Here is a 15,026-nt window from a genome sequence, read left to right as displayed (position 1 = left end):
GCCGTCGCCTTGCCTAGAGGACTTCCACTCCAAGCTGTGGCTGATACTCGGCACAAAAAAAGGGCCACTCTGATGAGTGGCCCAAGTCTGCGAGAGAATGTCCGCAGCAGAGCCTCTGGGATCAGGCCGCAGCCTGTTCGATCGGCGAGAAGGGAAGCCCAAGACTCTCGGCGACAGCCTTATAGGTTAGCCGGCCCCGATAGACATTTAGGCCGGCGCGCAGATGCGGATCTTCGAGCACAGCTGCAAATCCTTTACTTGCGAGAGCCAAACCAAAAGGTAGCGTAGCGTTGTTGAGTGCCTGGCTTGAGGTGAGCGGCACAGCTCCGGGCATGTTTGCAACGCAATAATGGATCACGCCATCCACCTCATAGGTTGGATCGGCATGTGTCGTCGCCCGCGATGTCTCGAAACATCCGCCCTGATCGATCGCCACGTCCACGATCACGGAGCCTTTGCGCATCGAGCTCAACATACCTCGGCTGACCAGTTTCGGCGCGCTCGCGCCAGGAACGAGAACGGCGCCAATGACAACATCTGCCGCAAATACCTCTTCTTCAACGGCCTCGATCGTCGAGAATCTGGTCCGTACTCGCCCTTCGAACTGCTCATCCAGTTCGCGAAGCCTGGGAATCGAACGGTCGAGGATTGTGACCTCAGCGCCTAAGCCTGCCGCCATCCTTGCAGCGTGAGTGCCGACAACGCCCCCGCCGATCACCACGATGCGAGCGGGTGGCACGCCCGGTACCCCGCCAATCAGCAGTCCCCGTCCGCCGGCGTACCTCTTCAGCGCGGCACCCGCGGCCTCGATCGCAAGTCGTCCCGCAACCTCGCTCATAGGGGCAAGCAGTGGAAGGCCGCCGTTCGCGTCAGTCACAGTTTCATAGGCAATTGCGGTGCAGCCAGACTTGATAAGGCCCTTCGCCTGCTCCGGATCCGGAGCCAAATGCAGATAAGTGAAGAGGATCTGGTTTTCTCGCAGCTGCGTCCATTCGGAGGGCTGCGGCTCCTTGACTTTCACGATCATTTCGCTTGACGCGAACACCTCGCGAGCAGAGGCCGCAATCGTTGCTCCAGCCTTTTGGTAAATCTCGTCTGTTGCGCCAATCCCGGCGCCGGCGTTCGTCTCGAGCAATACGCTGTGGCCAGCGGCCACGTATTCGCGGACGGCCCCAGGCGTCAGGCCGACGCGGTACTCGTGCGTCTTGATTTCCTTGGGAACACCGACCTTCATTTGCAATCTCCATGGTGAGCAGCTCGTTGTAATCGGAAGAGCGTCACAAACCTCGGGGCGAGAGGCCAAATAGCGCAGTAATCCGGCGATCTTACATGCCTGCTTGCAGGATTTCGAACGGACAACCGAATACTGCCGAGTTGCAGGATGCTACCACAGGGTGGCGAGACCTGATGCGGCCCCGGCAGCCAAACCAAACAGTCGTGATCAGGATTGATCTACGCCGGATTGGATCGACTTCTTCGTTGTTTTGCCTCATTCGCAACGATGCTCGATTTGCTAAAATGAGTAGCGCTTGCGATGGAGGCCCGTTAGTTCATCAAAGGATGGATCGGGTTTTTCAAAGGTCTGCTGAACGATTGATCGAAAGTACGCATCGAGACGCAGCTTAGCAGAGCATGGCTTGGGTCGCCGCTGCGCTCAAGCTATCGTGCTTCGCATATCTCGCTCTTCCCGCGAGCCAGGCAGTGCTTGCAACCTGATCTCGACATATCCCCCTCCTGGACCGTCATCCATCTGCAGCGCGGCTACGACTCCGTCGATCCGGTGGTACGTCGGGCAATGCGCCAGCCTAAGCCCTTCCGATCGGGGCCCGGATTTGAAGTGCGAAAATCGGCCGAAGCCTGAACGCGCTCTGTTCGAAGAAGCCGACAAATTTGGAATCCGCTGCGGGTTTACATTCGCTATCCTCGATGACAGGTGCGTAATCGCCGCGCTGAGCTTTGCAACTGACGAGCGTCGAGCTGGTTTCGCGCGCGCGCTTCTCGAGCACGCCCAGAGCCTGCGGTTAGTCGCAACCGTTTTCCATGAACATGCAAAACGGTTCTGGACGATTGATCGCATGGTCGGCGGCGTGGTGCTGTCTCCTCGCGAGTACCAGTGTCTCGAATGGTCCGCGCGCGGTAAATCGGCCGGGGAGATCGGGATCATTCTCGGTATCGCAGAGCAAACCGCGGGTTTTCACCTGGACAGCGCCCGTGCGAAGCTCCGTGTCAGCTCCCTGCGTCAAGCGATCGTGCTGTTGACCGAATCAAAATCTCGAAAATGGATCGCCAGCCCTCCATAAACGCCTCTGGAACTGCACAGGATGCGCTCGCCTAGGCCTCTCTGCTTAGTTGCCGAAATCAAGCAGGGAGGCGAGAATGATGCAGCTCATCATGCCGGAGTACTACGGGGAATTCGTCAACGATCGCGCCGAGATGCACCGGCTGCGCTACCGCGCTTTCAAGCAGCGTCTGGATTGGACCGTCGAAGTCAGCGGCGACATGGAAGTGGACGAATTTGACGTCCTTCGACCGGTGCGTCTACTGAACCGCTCGGGAGCCGGACAAATTCAAGGTTGCGTGCGGCTTTTGCCTTCCACCGGGGCAACCATGCTGAGGGACACTTTTCCGATCCTGCTGGACGGGCAGCCGGCACCACGAAGCGACTGGATCTGGAGAGCAGCCGATTCGCGCTCGATGTTCCCGCGGATGCGCCGGCGAGCGGTGGAGTTGCTGCTGCCACTTACGTGCTGTTTGCGGGCATGATTGAATTTGGCCTTTCCATCGAATTGAGTAACTGCCCAGGTGGCCGTTTGTATTCTCTTGACTGACCACATGTGTTTGTGAGTCAAGGTATGGGTGACGCCGCCAAATTCCTCATTGTCTGTGGATGCCCTGCTGGCCCTGATTGGGGAGTTGCAGGAGCGCAACCTGATGTTGGAGCAGCAGAACGCATTGCTGACGGTGCGTGTGGCCGATCTGGAGCGTCGGCTTGGTCTGGATAGCTCCAATAGCAGCAAGCCGCCTTCGAGCGATGGACCGGGCCAGGCTTCTCGCCGGACACAGAGCCTGCGTGAGCGAGGGTTGAAGAAGCCCGGCGGCCAGCCCGGCCATGCAGGCAAACACTTGAAGCGGTCCGAACGGGTCGATCATACGATCATGCATCGCCCTGTCAGATGCGGGCGCTGCCGAATGGCGCTGGAGGGTGAACTGCTGGAACTTGTCGGCAGCCGTCAGGTGTTCGATCTGCCGGCGCCGGCGCCGCTGCTCGTCACGGAGCATCAGCTCTATCGTTGCAAATGCAGCGGCTGTGGCGCGGTCACGACAGGATCGTTTCCACCCGAGGTAAGGGCGCCGGCGCAATATGGCGTCCGGTTGGCCGCTGTGGTGACCTATCTGTCGGCGGGACAGTTTCTGCCTGAAGATCGGCTCGGGCAAATCCTCTCCGATCTGTTTGGCGTGACCATCTCGGCCGGCACGATCGGACAAATGATCGCCCGGGCTGCCAGCCGGACGCAGGATTTCGCTGCGGCAGTCTGCGAGCAAATCCGCCGGGCACCGGTCAAGCATTTGGATGAGACCGGGTTTTGGGTGGGCGCCACGCCGCAATGGCTGCATGTCGCGGGCACCGCCGGGATCAATGGGCTGGTGCATTATCGCGTCTCACCCAGGCGCGGCGAGGTGCTGACGCAAGCGGCGCATATCGTTGTGCACGACCATTGGACATCCTATTTTCAGATGTCCGGTGTCACGCATGCGCTGTGCAATGCGCATCACCTGCGCGAGTTGACGGCGCTGGTGGACATCGATGGCGAGGCCTGGGCCCGGCGCATGCGCGGGTTGCTCCGCTGCCTGTGCCACGAGGTCAATCTGGCGTCAGAGCATCCAACCGATCAGACAGGCGCGCTGCGTCCCAACAGAATCCGCGCCGCCGAGCGACTTTATGACCGCATTATCCGCGCCGGTATCGCCTGGCACGAGGCGCTACCCGCGCTGCCTCGCGACATCAAGCGCGGGCGGATCAGACGGCGCACGGGCCATAATCTCCTGTTGCGCCTCAAGTTACATAAAGAGGCGGTGCTGCTGTTTCTGCACAACTCGGCGGTGCCGTTTACCAACAACGAGGCCGAGCGCGATGCTCGGATGATGAAATTGCGGCAGAAGATCTCTGCAGGCTTCCGCACCTCACAAGGCGCAGACAATTTCGCCACGCTTCGCACCCTGATCGGTACCGCTCGAAAGCGCGGATGGAACATGCTCGAAACATTGTCCCGATGCCCCACACAACTCATCCACAAACTCAGCGTCGCCTAACCGAGCAAACGGACCTGGGCAGTTACCGAATTGATCGAAATCGTCACTGTGACCGACGCCCGCATGGGGCGGATTCTTCGCCGGGCCGGATGGCCCCTTCGCAGAGTGGGAAAAGCGCGCCCCCTTGGAAACACCACGGCTGTCGCGGGCTACCTGGAGGTTTCGTCCGATGCGTTGGACCGCATCCGCAAGGCGCAAATCTCGGGACCGGTGCTCTGGGCTCCGGTCATTCAAGTCGCTGCCTAGCTTCTGGGAAGCAAACGTAACGGCTGCAGATCGGTGCGGAGAGCCACTCTGCGCTCTCAAGACTTACCATGCACAAGCCAGGTCCCACACTTCCGTCACTCCAAGCCACCAGAGCGATCGAACTGAAACACCTGAGATCGGCGGTCGCTGCCGCCGATTGCGGTAGCTTTCGTGAGCCGCCGAGTTGCTCGGATCGCAACAATCGAGCCTTAGCCGCAGAATCAGCGAGTTTGAGCACGACTTGGGCGTTCCATTTTTCGAGCGCTTCAGCGGAGGTGTGCGCCCAACGCGGCCCGGCCGCGACGTTCTTCGGTTGGCCAGAACCATCCTGGAGGAATTCGGCGCGCTTATTGCAACGGCCCGATCCGTTCACAACAGCGAAACCGGCCGTCTGAGCGTCGGTTTCTGCACATCACTTTCGGACGGCAATCTGCAAGCCTCCCTACTTGAGTTCAAGCAGCGCTTCCCGCAGAGCACGATCACGGACACGTTTAGCAGCGGCACTTCGTAACGGAGCGCTCGATCTCCTGATCGTCACCGGGCGCTTGCCGTTGTTGGACAATAAAGCCATGGCTCTGTGGAGCGAGGGTGTTCTCGTGGCCTTCTCATGACCATCCCCTCAGTTCGCGCGAAACTGTCTACTGGAACGACCTGTGCGGCGAGACGGTGCTGCTCAGCCACTACGACCTCGGAAACGAGCTCGAAGATCTTCTGCGTTTCCAAGCTCCGAGCTGAGGTCCGCCCAAAAATCTGGCGCCACGACGTCAGTCGCGGCATCATCAAAAGCTTGATCAGCATGAACACAGGAAGAAGCCTCGTGTTCGAGGCCGACATAGGCGCAAATTTTGCCGGCCTTGTTTACCGGGAGCTGCGCGATGGCGCGGGTGCGAGCCGATTCGAGCTTTCTGCCTATTGGCGCGCCGACAATGAAACCCGGCGCTGCACGAATTCCTGAAGTTGGTCTCTGAGCGCTACCCATCGCCTTCGAGTGGTCGCTGACGCGCGTGGCGCGCTTTCCGGAAGCTCCTGTCGGCTGCCATGAACCGGGCCAGCATGGGCGCGATAAGCTTAGCTGGATCGCCGATCGGCTGAGCGGTCTCCTGCGCAAGGATCTCGGCATATGCCACGAGATCCCTGTGCACGCTCGCGGGCAGTTCATGCGTAATCTTGATCGGCTTGTCGTCGTGGATTGCGCCGAGCTTTAACTTGGGCATCGTTCTCACCCCCTATACGGTTCGAGCACCAGGTCACGGTTGACGATCACCCGCACCGGAAATCCCGGACGGATCGTCAAAGTTGGCTGAATGTTGAGATTGCGGCGGACTATCTGCTGGCCCGCTTGATTGATCGATTCCCCAGCTCCACGGCGGAGCGCGGCAATGAGATCGCTGTTGGTATTGCCGCTATCCGCCCCGGAATTCACCTCCGTGCCGACGGAAAGCAGCGTCGAAAGAGCGGCGGCCCCCAACAATTCCTTCCAATGATTGTCGACTTCGTCCTCAAGACCAGAGTAACCTGCCGCATCTGCGCCGGGCTGCCGTTCCAAAACAATCGACCTTCCATTCGGCATGATAAGGCGCGTCCACACCAGGAGCACGCGCGACTGTCCAAATGCGACCTGGCTATCGTAGCTCCCGATCAGCCTTGCTCCCTGGGGGATAAGGCGAGCTCGCCCGGTAGGAGAATCGTACACCGCTTCTGTGACTTGGGCTGTGATCTGGCCAGGCAGGTCGGAGCGGATTCCTGTGATCAGCGCGGCCGGAATGACCGTTCCGGCCTGAACGACAAAAGGCGAAGCGGGCCTCACAAGGCGATCGGAGCTTGTCGTCCGACGATCGACCGTTGCACTGACGAACGCAAGCTTTCGGTCTTGGCCATTTTGAGCAAATGCTTCGTCGGATGATGGCGCGGCGGATGAACGAGCTTCGCTCGATGAGGTGGCAGGGACCTGTGGCCGGACATTGGTGCTGGCAAATACCTTGCTGATCCGTGCCGCCTCGCTCTCCTGGCTGAGATGCTGCTGTTCGGCATCGATGCCGAGGGAGCTGGATGTCGAAGACCCCTGTGCTGCGACGATCGGCCGGCCGAGATCGCCCGGCAAGGGCGGCCCTAGACGCGGCACGTCCTTCGGGATCTCGGTGTAATCCTTTGGTAAGGTCGCGAGCTGATCGGCGATATTGTGGTGGTCGGTGGCGTAAAGCTCCTCAGGCGCTGAAGTATGAGACCGTTTCTCCTGCAGCGCCCAGAGCACCGCGCCGGTGACCAGCACGAGCACAGAAGCGCTGACGCCTATCAGGACCTTTCGCGAGAGGCGCGCAACTTGCGGAGGATCCGGCCGAAGCCGCAGCGCTTCGGCGATCTCTTCCGGTGGCCTGGCCCGAGGTGGTTCGTTTGGTTCATCGATCGCCTGGTCACTATCGTTCAAAGCGACCTCCCGTCGGTTCGCACGATCCTGACCTTCTGCTGGTGCTCCTCGCCGAGCCTCAGCTCGGCGGCCGCGAACAGCCGGTCAACAATCAGCACATTTCCGTAAGCGCGGTAGTTGACGATCTCGGCTTTACCGTTGGGCCCGATCACGAAGAGCGGCGGCATCTCGCCCTGACTGACGCCGGAGGAGAATTCGACATAGGTTTTGCGGCCGTCATCATAAGCGTTGACGGGACGCCACGGCGGGCTGTCGCCCTCGATCGCGTAACGGTACCGGCGCGCCGGCAGGTCCGGAATAAAGGCTGTCGGCGGTAGAGCTCGCGTTCGCCCGCCACGATCCGCCGGATAGAACCAGGCGACCGAGGGCATATAGGGCTTTTCTTTGGCGCGAAGCTCGATCAGGTAAGTACGGCGATCAGTATTGACGACGAGGTTGGTCTCGATCGAGGGACGGGTGGGCTTGACCATGACGTGAACGCGGCGGGTGTCGCCGCTGCCACTCTCGGTGTCGCCGACCACCCAGCGGACGGTATCGCCTGCGGCGACCGGTCCTGAGCCGATCAGCTGCTCACCGGGCTCGAGGGCAATGTCCGTAATTTGCCCCGGCGCGGCATAGATCTGGTAGAGCGCGCCCGGACTATAGGAAAACACTTGCACCGCATTGTAGTAGCCGGCTTTGCGAGGCTGCACGCGTGCAGCGTCATTTGCGGTTTCGATGCGCTCGACAGGCTCCTTGGGCTCCGCGCTGTTGCCGCCTCGTGCAGCCTTCCAGGCCGGCGGCACATGCAGCGGTCGCGGGCGATCATCGGCAAGCGCCGGCAAGTCCGGTGCCGGCGGGAGCTCGTTGTCGTAGCTGATTTGCGGCGGCCTGAAGGTCGTGCAGCCGCCCAGCGTCGAGACACAGACCAGAAGAGCCAGAGGCAAGCACGGCCGCGCTTTTCGTGACACAATAACGAGACCTGATGGCATGTTAGCCGAGCTCCTTTGACCAGTTGATCGCGTTGACGTAGATGCCGAGGGGATTTTTGCGTAGGCGATCCAGATCGCGAGGCATTTCCACGACGATGGTGAGGATCGCGCTCCACCGCTCCGTTGCGGCAAGCTGACCGTTCTCGTAGCGCCGCTCGATCCAGGCCAGGCGAAAGCTCTCAGGGGAGGCCCGGATGACGCTAGACACTTCGATCGCGACTTGCGTTTTGCCGAGCTTGGCGAATGGTTCGTTGTTGCGGGCATAATCGTTGAGCGCCGCGGCACCGCGATCCGTCGTGAAATCGTAGGCGCGCAGCCAGTTTTCGCGGAGCACGATGGCGTCCATCGGCAGACCACGCACATGCTCGACGAATCGCGCCAGGTGAAAAGCGACTTGGGGGTCCGTCGGTTGATAGCTGGCATTTGCCGGAGCGACAGTCTTGGCTTCCCCCAATTGGTCGACCTCAACCACCCACGGCGTGATCGTCCCGTGTGCGGATTGCCAGACCAGAGCGGCGGCAAAACAGCCGGACAAGAAGAGGGAGCCAAACGCCATCAGGCGCCAGTTTTTGGCCTGGACGCGCGCAGACCCAATGCGATCATCCCAGACCTGGGCGGCGCGTTGATACGGAGTGACAGGCTCCGGCATGCGGCCATAGTGAACGGCCGATCGTTTGAACATTGTTTGACCTCAAGAGATGCTCAGGAATGGAAATGGTCGATGTGAAGCGTCAGCGGTCTTGTTGCGAGAGGTCGACAGATCCGCCGCCCCCGCCGTGATCGCCGGAACGGATCGCCTGGGTAGCCGCTGATGCGCCATGGCTGATCGTCTGCGCTCGCTTCATCCGACGAACCCAAGGGGGCGCGTCGGACCCAGCGGCGGAAGAGTCCCCCTCTTCACGACCGGCATGGTTCGGCGCTCCGCCAAGACCAGTGGCGACCGAACGTAAAGGACTAGCCGCACCTGACGCACTTGCTTCTGCGCCGGACATGCTCCCCGCCCGCGACACGCTCATCGTACCATTTGCAATCGCGCTGCCTCCACGTGCCGCGCCAGCAATCGCGCCGCCGGCGAGACCGGCCGCGCCGGCGGCGAGACCTGCGCCAGCCGCAACAACGCCACCGGCGGCGAGGCCTGTCCCGACAGCGCTTCCGGCGCCAAGCTGCGGACCTCCGGAGACGATGCCGTTGGCAATACCGGGCCCAAAAATCCCGAGCCCCAGAAGTGTGAGCGCACCGAGCACCAGCGCCATCGCATTCTCGATGCTCGGCTGGTTGCCGCCGAAGCCTGCCGTGAACTGCGAGAACAAGGTCGATCCGACGCCGATAATGACGGCCAGGACCAGGACCTTGACGCCGGAAGAGATTACGTTGCCCAGCACTCGCTCGGCCGCAAAGGCCGTCTTGCCGAAGAGGCCAAAGGGGATCAGCACGAAGCCGGCAAGTGTCGTCAGTTTGAACTCGATAAGCGTGACGAAAAGCTGGATCGCGAGAATAAAGAAGGCCAACAGCACCACGATCCAGGCGAACAGCAGGACCACGATCTGCACGAAATTCTCGAAGAAGCTGACGTAACCTATGAGCCCCGAGATCGAGTCGAGGATGGGTCGGCCGGCATCAAGGCCAACTTGCGCGATCCGGCCCGGCCGCAGAAAATCTGCCGACGACAGGCTTGTGCCTGAGGCTTTTAGCCCAAGGCCTGCAAAGCTCTCGAAGACGATGCGCGCAAGGCTGTTCCAATTGCTGATCAGATAGGCAAAGACGCCGACAAACAATGTCTTCTTGAGGAGCCGGGCAAGAATCTCCTCATCAGTGCCAAAGGACCAGAACAGGCCCGCGAGCGTGAGGTCGATCGCCGCCAACGTCGTGGCGAGATACCCCACTTCGCCTCCGACGAGGCCAAACCCGGAATCGATGTAGCGGGTGAAGGTTTCCAGGAATTGATCGATGACGGAGGTACCACCCATGGGTCACTCGCTTTGGCTTGGAATGGAGGGAAAACCGGACGGGAGGCGACTTTCGTCCTTGCGCGGGACAGGAGAGAGGAATGGCGCGGCGCCTGTCCGGCTGTCCGGATCACCTGTCGATCTACTTCCTGCCAAGAACTGCCTGCGCTGCTCGGCCCAGATCTTCTGGCATTCCAGAAGAGCCTCTTTCTGCTGGTAGGTGACGGTGCGGCATTGCTCGAGCTTTGCTGCGGTCGCATCGGATTTCGAGGCGAGATAGACGGAAGATTGGGTCGCGCTCCCGTCCTCAGGCAACCGAATGGCGCAGACGCCAACCACCAGGACAGCAAGACCAAGGGCTGCCGCGGCGAGCAGTCGTTCAAGTCGTTTCTTCATGATCAGTGGAACATCTGCACGGTTGTTGGTTGGTAGCCCTGCCCCTGGGCAAGAAAGCGCCGCAGTTGCTCCCTGCCCTGATCCTGCGCAGCTGCGCGCTGGGCAGACTCGAGCGTTTGCGCACGACCTTGCGACGCGACAGTAGCCGTAAGGTCCGCAAGCTGCTGAGCTTGCAACGCAAGGAGCTGGTTGCCGGCCTGACTTGCCTGAAGCGCACCCGATGCGCCCTGGCTCGCCGTCACCAGGGCCGACATTTGGGTGCGGTTGGTGTCGAGATTGCGGACAACACTCGCTTGGACCCGCATGGCGTCCTGCAGCCCGGCAACGGAGTTCTGCCAACGCGTCTGCGCATTTCCGACAAGGAGCCCATTGGACATGCTGACCGATGCCGGCGCATAGGTTGTGGAAAACGCGCGATCGATCTGCTGGACATCATAGGCAATTCGCTGTGCCTGCGAGAGTAGCTGCTGGGTGCGCTGAATCGATTGCTCGAGCTGTTGTAACGACGAATAAGGCAGGCTGGCCAGGTTCTTCGCCTGATTGATCAGCATCTGCGCTTCGTTCTGCAGCGAGGTGATCTGGTTGTTGATCTGCTGCAGCTCACGCGCGGCGGTCAGCACATTCTGAACGTAGTTGTTGGGATCGAAAACGATCCACTGCGCCTTTGCTCTGCCGGGCGCTTGGACCATGATCATGGCGATGATGCTTGCCGCCAGAATCGGCCGGATCCAGTTCATGAGAGCGCTCCTTGTTGGGCGAGCTGCGGAGTGAGATTGCAGGCCCAGCCGAGGTCGCGCGCCCTGAGCCAACCGGTCACGAACTCGTCCCGTCCGTGCTCGGCAAGCACCCGTTCGACGAGAGCCTGGTCGGCTTTGGACGAGGCGGCCACGAAGGCGAGCGCGATTTCGCCAAGTCCGAGCTCGAACAGGCGGTTGCCGCGTCGAGATTGGCAGTAGTAGTGTCGCTTGGGGGTGGCGCGGGCGAGGATCTCGGTCTGGCGGTCGTTCAGCCCAAAGCGCTGGTAAATCGCCATGATCTGCGGCTCGACGGCGCGATCGTTTGGCAACAGGATCCGGGTCGGGCAGCTCTCAATGATGGCAGGCGCGATTTTGGAGGCGTCGATATCGGCGAGCGACTGGGTCGCAAAAACGACGGAGGCGTTCTTCTTGCGAAGCGTTTTGAGCCATTCGCGGAGCTTGCCGGCAAAATCGGCATCATCGAGCGCGAGCCAGCCTTCGTCGATGATGAGCAGTGTCGGACGGCCGTCTAAGCGGTCCTCGATCCGGTGAAACAGATACGCCAGAACTGCGGGCGCGACAGAGGTCCCAATCAATCCGTCGGTCTCGAACACCTGGACGGAGGCTTCACCGACCGTTTCGTGCTCGCCGTCCAGCAACCGCGCGTATGGCCCCCCGAGGCAGTAGGGCTGCAGCGCGCGCTTGAGAGCGTTGGATTGCAGGAGAACGGAGAGCCCAGTCAGCGTCCGCTCGGCAACCGGCGCCGAGGCGAGCGAGGTCAACGCCGACCAGACATGATCCTTAGTCTCAGGCGTGACCTCGATCCGCTCGCGCGACAGGATCGATGCGATCCAGTCGGATGCCCAGCCTCGCTCGCCGAGATCGTCGATGCGCGCGAGCGGCTGGAGGGCGACGAGTTCTGACGGATCGAGCGCGCCGCCGAGATCATGCCAGTCGCCGCCCATGGCGATGGCCGATGCGCGGATCGAGCCGCCGAAGTCAAACGCAATGATCTGCGCCGCGCTGTAGCGGCGGAACTGCAGCGCCATGAGCGCCAGCAGGACCGACTTGCCGGCGCCCGTCGGTCCGATGACCAGCGTGTGGCCGACATCTCCGACATGCAGAGAAAACCGGAATGGCGTGGAACCTTCAGTCCTGCCGAAGAACAATGGGGGCGCCTTGAAGTGGTGATCCCTCACCTCTCCGGCCCATACCGCAGATAGCGGGATCATATGGGCGAGGTTCAGGGTCGAGACCGGCGGCTGGCGGACGTTCGCGTAAGTTTGTCCCGGCAGGCTGCCGAGCCAGGCTTCGACGGCATTGACCGTCTCGGCCATGCAGGTGAAGTCTCGGCCCTGGATAACCTTTTCGGCGAGGCGGAGCTTTTCGTCGGCTGCGCGCGGATCCCTGTCCCAGACTGTGACCGTTGCCGTGACGAAGACCTGGCCGATCTGATCCGAACCCAATTCCTGGAGCGCACTGTCCGCATCCATCGCCTTGTTGTGGGCATCGGTATCCAAAAGCGCGGAGGCCTCGTTCGTCATCACCTCCTTCAGGATCGAGGCGATCGACTTGCGCTTGGCAAACCATTGACGCCTGATCCTGGTGAGGAGCTTTGTGGCATCTGTCTTGTCGAGCATGATAGCGCGCGTCGACCAGCGGTACGGGAATGCCAGCCGGTTCAGCTCGTCGAGAATCCCGGGCGTGGTCGCAGTCGGAAACCCCACGAGCGTCAGAACGCGCAGATGCGCGTCGCCCAGCATGGGTTCAAGTCCGCCTACCAGCGATTGATCGGCTAGCAACGCATCGAGATACATCGGGATTTCTGGCACACGCACCCGGTGCCGTTTGGTCGAGACCGTCGAATGCAGGTAGGTCAGCGTTTGCTCGTTATCAAGCCAACGGCATTCCGGCATGAAACCCTCGACCAGCTGCAGCACGCGGCTGGTCCGGTCACTAAAGCCGGCGAGCAGCTCGCGTGCATCGGCTCCCGCAGCGCGCTGGCTGCCCTCGTACAGCAGGCGCTCTGCTGCGGCCGCACTCTCTGCCGGAGGCAAATAAAGGAAAGTCAGGTAGTAGCTCGATTCGTAATGACTGCCGGCTTCCTCGAATTGCGCCTTCCGCTCCGCATCCACCAGCGCCGAGGCGACGTCCGGGAATGTATCCGGCGGATAGCGTCCGGCCGAATGCCGCTGCGCCTCGACGAACACGGCCCACCCGGATCCGAGACGACGGAGTGCATTGTTGAGGCGGCCTGCGACGGCAACGAGCTCGGCTGGCACGGAGCTGTCGAGATCCGGCCCTCTGAACCGGGCCGTTCGCTGAAACGATCCATCCTTATTGAGAATGATCCCTTCATCGACCAGGGCAGCCCAGGGCAGGAAGTCGGCAAGACGTGTGCTTGAACGGCGGTATTCGGCAAGATTCATCATGGGACGACTTCAGGTGCTGAGGTGAGCGGGAACGCGAACATGCCGGCGCACGACTTCCACGAATTCCGGATCGCGCTTTGCGGCCCAGACCGCAGCCATGTGACCCACGAAAGCGAGGAGAAGGCCGGCCAGCCACATGCGCAGGCCCAGACCGAGTGCGGCGCCCAGTGTACCGTTGAGGATGGCAACCGCGCGCGGCGCGCCGCCCAGCAGGATCGGTTCGGTGAGCGCGCGGTGGACGGGAGCCACAAATTCCGGGACTGGCTCGTCCATCAGATCACCACTCCGCCGCCGAATGAGAAGAACGAAAGGAAGAAGCTCGATGCGGCGAATGCGATCGACAGGCCAAACACGATCTGGACTAGCCGCCGGAAACCACCCGAGGTGTCGCCAAAGGCGAGCGACAGCCCGGTCACGATGATGATGATGACCGCAATGATCTTTGCGACCGGACCTTCGACCGATTGCAGGATCTGGTTCAGCGGCTGCTCCCAAGGCATGTTCGAGCCGGCGGCCCAGGCCGGCGCGCTGGCTAGGGCAAGGCTGGCGAACGCCACAATTGAGATGAAGCCGCGCCCGAGAGACGATCGTGTGGTCATGACTGATCTCCGATGTTCGAAAGGCTGTAGTCGCCCGATGATCCAAGGCCTTCGACGCTGGCGAGTTCGCTCAACCGCCGTTCGCCGCCACGGCCAGAGAGAACGGCGATGACGTTGATGGTTTCTGCGATCAGGGCGCGTGGGACGGTGATGACGGCTTCCTGGATCAGCTGCTCGAGCCGGCGCAGCGCGCCAAGCGAGGTCCCGGCGTGTATCGTTCCGATGCCGCCGGGATGTCCTGTGCCCCAGGCTTTCAAAAGATCCAGCGCTTCGGCCCCACGGACCTCGCCGATCGGAATGCGATCAGGGCGCAGGCGAAGAGAGGAGCGCACAAGATCGGAGAGCGAGATCACGCCGTCCTTGGTCCGCAGCGCCACCAAATTTGGTGCCCTGCACTGAAGCTCCCGGGTATCTTCGATGAGGACGACGCGGTCCGAACCTTTGGCAACCTCGGCAAGCAGCGCATTTGTCAGCGTGGTCTTGCCGGTCGAGGTGCCGCCGGCGACCAAGATGTTCTTCCGTGCGGCGACCGCGTTGCGAAGCGCGCTCGCTTGGCTCGCGTTCATAATGTCCGCGGCGACATACTCGTTCAGGCCAAACACGGCGATCGCCGGTTTGCGGATGGCAAAGGTCGGCGCGGCAACAACCGGCGGCAGCAATCCTTCGAAACGTTCCCCCGTTTCCGGCAGCTCAGCCGAAATCCGGGGCGAGCCGGGATGAACTTCTGCTCCTACATAGTGCGCGACCAGTCGGACGATTCGTTCGCCATCCGCTGCCGAAAGGCTCTCTCCGGTGTCTGTAAGGCCGCTCGACAGTCGGTCGATCCACAGCCGGCCGTCGGGATTGAGCATCACCTCGACGATTGCCGGATCTTCCAAAAACCCTGCGATGGCGGGCCCCAACGCGGTACGCAGCATACGCGCTCCGCGCAAGTTCGCTTCTGAATCAAAAGAATGGATCGCC

17 protein-coding genes and 2 pseudogenes are annotated in these 15,026 nt (G+C 61.4%); 7 read left to right on the top strand and 12 right to left on the bottom strand.

What is annotated here, in order from left to right; genetic code table 11:
* Nucleotides 1–121: 121 nt before the first annotated feature.
* The gene (gene ald / locus IVB24_RS08405) at nucleotides 122–1,234 is read right to left on the bottom strand and encodes an alanine dehydrogenase (protein ID WP_247338333.1); all 1,113 of its coding nucleotides are present in this window, start codon (nucleotides 1,232–1,234) and stop codon (nucleotides 122–124) included.
* A 598-nt stretch (nucleotides 1,235–1,832) separates the two neighbouring features.
* On the opposite strand from ald, the gene IVB24_RS08400 reads away from it, so the two are divergent.
* The 7 genes and pseudogenes from IVB24_RS08400 (at nucleotide 1,833) to IVB24_RS40155 (ending at nucleotide 5,512) form a co-directional block, all read left to right on the top strand.
* Complete coding sequence (locus tag IVB24_RS08400; RefSeq protein WP_247406640.1) at nucleotides 1,833–2,300, top strand: LuxR C-terminal-related transcriptional regulator; 468 nt, start codon at nucleotides 1,833–1,835, stop codon at nucleotides 2,298–2,300.
* A 76-nt stretch (nucleotides 2,301–2,376) separates the two neighbouring features.
* Nucleotides 2,377–2,792 (top strand): annotated as a pseudogene (locus IVB24_RS08395) (acyl-homoserine-lactone synthase); the annotation flags it as partial.
* A 64-nt stretch (nucleotides 2,793–2,856) separates the two neighbouring features.
* The gene (locus IVB24_RS08390; RefSeq protein ID WP_247772623.1) at nucleotides 2,857–4,311 is read left to right on the top strand and encodes an IS66 family transposase; all 1,455 of its coding nucleotides are present in this window, start codon (nucleotides 2,857–2,859) and stop codon (nucleotides 4,309–4,311) included.
* 63 nt (nucleotides 4,312–4,374) lie between these two features.
* The gene (locus IVB24_RS08385) at nucleotides 4,375–4,557 is read left to right on the top strand and encodes an acyl-homoserine-lactone synthase (RefSeq protein WP_346771375.1); all 183 of its coding nucleotides are present in this window, start codon (nucleotides 4,375–4,377) and stop codon (nucleotides 4,555–4,557) included.
* Nucleotides 4,558–4,741: 184 nt separating this feature from the next.
* Nucleotides 4,742–4,798: pseudogene (locus tag IVB24_RS40165) on the top strand (hypothetical protein); the annotation flags it as partial.
* Complete coding sequence (locus IVB24_RS40160) at nucleotides 4,799–5,068, top strand: hypothetical protein (protein ID WP_345946929.1); 270 nt, start codon at nucleotides 4,799–4,801, stop codon at nucleotides 5,066–5,068.
* A gap of 306 nt (nucleotides 5,069–5,374) precedes the next feature.
* A complete protein-coding gene (locus IVB24_RS40155) occupies nucleotides 5,375–5,512 on the top strand; it encodes a hypothetical protein (RefSeq protein ID WP_345947090.1) in 138 nt (45 codons plus the stop codon).
* Nucleotides 5,513–5,528: 16 nt separating this feature from the next.
* On the opposite strand, the gene IVB24_RS08375 is transcribed toward IVB24_RS40155, so the two are convergent.
* From IVB24_RS08375 to trbB, 11 genes are read right to left on the bottom strand one after another with little or no spacing between them, the layout of a single operon-like run.
* Nucleotides 5,529–5,771: a DUF2274 domain-containing protein gene (locus IVB24_RS08375; RefSeq protein WP_247289307.1), complete on the bottom strand. Its 243-nt coding sequence runs from the start codon at nucleotides 5,769–5,771 to the stop codon at nucleotides 5,529–5,531.
* A 5-nt stretch (nucleotides 5,772–5,776) separates the two neighbouring features.
* Complete coding sequence (locus IVB24_RS08370) at nucleotides 5,777–6,982, bottom strand: TrbI/VirB10 family protein (RefSeq protein WP_247406645.1); 1,206 nt, start codon at nucleotides 6,980–6,982, stop codon at nucleotides 5,777–5,779.
* Nucleotides 6,979–7,953, bottom strand: coding sequence for a P-type conjugative transfer protein TrbG (gene trbG, locus IVB24_RS08365; RefSeq protein ID WP_247406649.1), 975 nt, complete (start codon nucleotides 7,951–7,953; stop codon nucleotides 6,979–6,981). The genes IVB24_RS08370 and trbG overlap by 4 nt, the downstream gene beginning before the upstream one ends.
* A 1-nt stretch (nucleotide 7,954) precedes the next feature.
* The gene (gene trbF, locus IVB24_RS08360) at nucleotides 7,955–8,635 is read right to left on the bottom strand and encodes a conjugal transfer protein TrbF (protein WP_247289301.1); all 681 of its coding nucleotides are present in this window, start codon (nucleotides 8,633–8,635) and stop codon (nucleotides 7,955–7,957) included.
* 49 nt (nucleotides 8,636–8,684) lie between these two features.
* Nucleotides 8,685–9,920, bottom strand: a complete 1,236-nt coding sequence (trbL, locus tag IVB24_RS08355; protein ID WP_247406652.1) for a P-type conjugative transfer protein TrbL — start codon at nucleotides 9,918–9,920, stop codon at nucleotides 8,685–8,687.
* 3 nt (nucleotides 9,921–9,923) lie between these two features.
* Nucleotides 9,924–10,295 (bottom strand): putative entry exclusion protein TrbK-alt, encoded by a 372-nt coding sequence (gene trbK-alt / locus IVB24_RS08350; protein ID WP_247772622.1) that lies wholly within the window; start codon nucleotides 10,293–10,295, stop codon nucleotides 9,924–9,926.
* Between the two features lie 2 nt (nucleotides 10,296–10,297).
* Nucleotides 10,298–11,032 (bottom strand): P-type conjugative transfer protein TrbJ, encoded by a 735-nt coding sequence (gene trbJ / locus IVB24_RS08345; protein ID WP_247406658.1) that lies wholly within the window; start codon nucleotides 11,030–11,032, stop codon nucleotides 10,298–10,300.
* Nucleotides 11,029–13,464 (bottom strand): conjugal transfer protein TrbE, encoded by a 2,436-nt coding sequence (gene trbE / locus IVB24_RS08340; protein ID WP_247406660.1) that lies wholly within the window; start codon nucleotides 13,462–13,464, stop codon nucleotides 11,029–11,031. The genes trbJ and trbE overlap by 4 nt, the downstream gene beginning before the upstream one ends.
* 9 nt (nucleotides 13,465–13,473) lie before the next feature.
* Nucleotides 13,474–13,737, bottom strand: a complete 264-nt coding sequence (locus tag IVB24_RS08335) for a VirB3 family type IV secretion system protein (protein ID WP_247343533.1) — start codon at nucleotides 13,735–13,737, stop codon at nucleotides 13,474–13,476.
* Nucleotides 13,737–14,063, bottom strand: coding sequence for a TrbC/VirB2 family protein (locus IVB24_RS08330; RefSeq protein WP_247338342.1), 327 nt, complete (start codon nucleotides 14,061–14,063; stop codon nucleotides 13,737–13,739). Before IVB24_RS08330 ends, IVB24_RS08335 begins: the two co-directional genes overlap by 1 nt.
* Nucleotides 14,060–14,980 (bottom strand): P-type conjugative transfer ATPase TrbB, encoded by a 921-nt coding sequence (trbB, locus tag IVB24_RS08325; RefSeq protein WP_247406675.1) that lies wholly within the window; start codon nucleotides 14,978–14,980, stop codon nucleotides 14,060–14,062. The genes IVB24_RS08330 and trbB overlap by 4 nt, the downstream gene beginning before the upstream one ends.
* Nucleotides 14,981–15,026 lie beyond the last annotated feature (46 nt).

Origin of the sequence: Bradyrhizobium sp. 192 (assembly GCF_023100965.1) — a bacterium.
Lineage (GTDB): Bacteria > Pseudomonadota > Alphaproteobacteria > Rhizobiales > Xanthobacteraceae > Bradyrhizobium > Bradyrhizobium symbiodeficiens.
This window is presented reverse-complemented; position numbering and strand designations above follow the sequence as displayed.